This is a genomic window from Rhodothermales bacterium (assembly GCA_041391505.1).
Taxonomy (GTDB): domain Bacteria; phylum Bacteroidota; class Rhodothermia; order Rhodothermales; family JAHQVL01; genus JAWKNW01.
In genome coordinates this window covers 1-2,753 of record JAWKNW010000067.1, presented here as the reverse complement: position 1 = coordinate 2,753, position 2,753 = coordinate 1, and the positions used below count along the sequence as shown (strand labels likewise).

The window sequence follows — 2,753 nt, the reverse complement described above, 5'->3', positions numbered from 1 at the left end:
GCTCGGTACAAACCGTAACCCGACACCTTGCCGTGATGGATGCGCTCGGTATAAACCGTACCCCGACACCTTGCCGCGATGGATGCGTGTGGTCAAATCCCACACGATGCCCTATTCAACGCGCGACCTACGCAGCCTTCACCATCGCCATCAGCGCTTGCGCCAGCGTCTCCTCCGTGTCGTCCCGCGCCTCCACCCGAACCAGCCGGGGGCATTCGCCGGCCGCCGGCGCTTCATAGCGCGCGGCGAGCGTCTCGAAGTCATCCAGGCGGGCGTCCGACACCACGCCGGTCTCGCGGCTTCGCCGCGCGAGCCGCGCGCGGATGGCCGCATCGGAGGCGGTGACCTCGATGAACAGGCAGGGCACGCCGGCGGCGTCGAGCGCCGCTCGCAAGGCCTGGCGCGCATCCTGCCGGCCGTAGGTGGCGTCGAGGATCGTGCTCTTCCCCTCGGCGGCCCGCCGCACCGCCCGGTCGCGGAGCGCGGCATAGACCGCCTCGGTGCGTCCGGGCGCGTACAGCCACTGACGCACGTCGGGTGCGCTGCGCTCGAACAGCGGTACGCCGGCGTCCTCTTTCCGGATGCGATCCGAGGAAACGACCTCGACCGCCAGCGCCTCCCCCAGCCCCCCGGCCAGGGTGCTCTTTCCGGCGCCGATACGGCCCATCACGACGACAGTCACCGGCCGCGCGCCGAGCGTGGCGTACCGGAGCGCGAGCCGGTAGTAGCGCCGGGCCCGGTCCCGGCTCGCGGCGCGTTCAGACTCCGGCACCTCGGGCTCCTCGCTGCGCATGCTTTCCACCTTGGCGCGTACGTAGGCGCGGTAACAGGTGTAAAATTCGATCACGTCGCGGAGTCCGGGGTCGTTCAGGGCGTGCGCGATGCGATCCGTGACATACCGCGCCAGATCGTGCCGGCCGTTGAAGTCGAGGTCCATCGCCAGGAACCCGATGTCGCTGGCGACATCCACCGCCCGGAGGCGTTCGCTGAATTCGATGGCGTCGTAGATGCACAGGCCTTCAGGGCCGGCGTGGATGTGTTCGAGCCGCAGGTCGCCGTGGCCGTCGACGATGCGTCCCTCGGCACGCCGGCGTTCCAGCACGTCGCCCCGTTCGGCGTAGAACCGCCGGGTGTAGGCCTGTATGGCCTCGTACGCGGCGCGGGGCACCAGCCGGCCGGCGTAGACGGCGGTCTGGTCGAAGTTCTCGTCGGTGTTGACGCGCAGCGCCTCGACGGTGCCCCAGCGGGAAAGGTCGGCACGCGCGGCATCGGATCGGTAGAAGCCGACGAGCGCATCCACCACCCGGTCGATGTGGCCGCGGGTGAGCGTGCCGGCTTCCAGGAGGGTGTGCAGGAAATGCCTGGCGTCGAGTTCCTCCATCGTCACGGCATAGTCCACGATCTCCCCGTCGTCCCCGAACCGCAGCTTCCCGTCACAGCGCGACAGGGGCGTGACGCCTCGGTAGATGCGCGCGCAGAGCCGGCGATTGATCCGCACCTCCTCCTCACAGAAGTGTTTGCGCCGATCGAGCGTGGTGAAGTCGAGGAACCCGAAATCCACCGGTTTTTTGACCTTGTAGACGTACGGGGACGCGATCGCGACGAGCGAGATGTGCGTCTGCACGATCCGCACCGAGGCCGGCGCGTGCGGATACGACGCCGGGTCGGCCAGGAAATCGGTCAACTCGGCCAGGTCTGGGGGAGGGCGGTCTGTGGTCATGGGTCACGGATCCTCGGTCAACGCGTGCACACCTTCCCGGGCTTCGACGGATAGACGGGGCGCCGGTTTCTCCATCCAGGTGAGGAGCGCCGGCAAAAAGGCGAGCGCGGCGATGAGGGTCATGCTGATACCCAGGACGGCCAGCGTGCCCAGCGACCGCATGCCGGGATGCATCGAAAACAGAAGCCCACCAAAACCGACGATGGTGGTCATCGCGCTCATGGTGATATGCTCGCCGGTAGACCGAAGCACCCGGCGGATGGATCCCGGGCCTTCCTCCAGATAGCGGTGGACGATGTGGATCCCGCTGTCGTCGCCGATGCCGAGCACGGTGGGGAGCACGACGAGATTGTAGAAATTCAGCTTGAAATCGAACAGCGCCATGATGCCGAACATCCACATGAAGCTGGATGCGAGCGGGACGAGAGCGAGCAGGACCCAGCGCAGCCGGCGCAGGATGATGATCTTGAATAGCACGATGAGGAGCACGGTCAGGCCGATCATCACGGGAGACTCATCCTGCATGAGCCGCAGCATGTCCGACGCCACGATCGAGGTCGAGCCGGCGTGATACGTCCGCCCATCAGGCGTCCTGACCACGCCGACATCGTCCGCGAACTGCATGGATCGGCGACCGTCGGCCAGGCTGCCGATGGGATAGACGATGACCAGCGTGCCCAGCTCGCCCTGTTTGGATGTGAAGGGGCGCCGGATGAAATCGGGAATCTCATCGTCGCGGATCGGGGCGGTCGTGCCGGCGGCGTCGACCAGGAGCGCGAGGTAGTCGGAGTCCGACGAGGCCAGAAACGGGTCGCCCAGCAGGTTGCGGATGTGCGCGATCCGCGCCAGTTTCGCGGCCTGCGTTGCCGGCTGCATCGGAAAACGGTCCTGCAGGGTTTCGACGGACCGAATGGTGGGCGAGACGGTGTCAGCCGCCGCGCGCTCGCGCAGCACGCCGGCAACGGCCAGCGCCTCGTTCGGATGATCGACCATCACGTACGCGGCGTTACGCTGGCCGCGGGTGGAGTAGACG

The 2,753-nt window shown here is 67.3% G+C and carries 2 protein-coding genes; both read right to left on the bottom strand.

The genetic code is table 11. The annotated features are described in order from the left end of the window. Nucleotides 1-127: 127 nt before the first annotated feature. Nucleotides 128-1,720 (bottom strand): AAA family ATPase, encoded by a 1,593-nt coding sequence (locus R2834_24840; protein MEZ4703582.1) that lies wholly within the window; start codon nucleotides 1,718-1,720, stop codon nucleotides 128-130. Nucleotides 1,721-1,723: 3 nt separating this feature from the next. Beyond that, nucleotides 1,724-2,753: MMPL family transporter (locus R2834_24835; protein MEZ4703581.1), on the bottom strand; the 1,030-nt coding region annotated here is incomplete at its 5' end.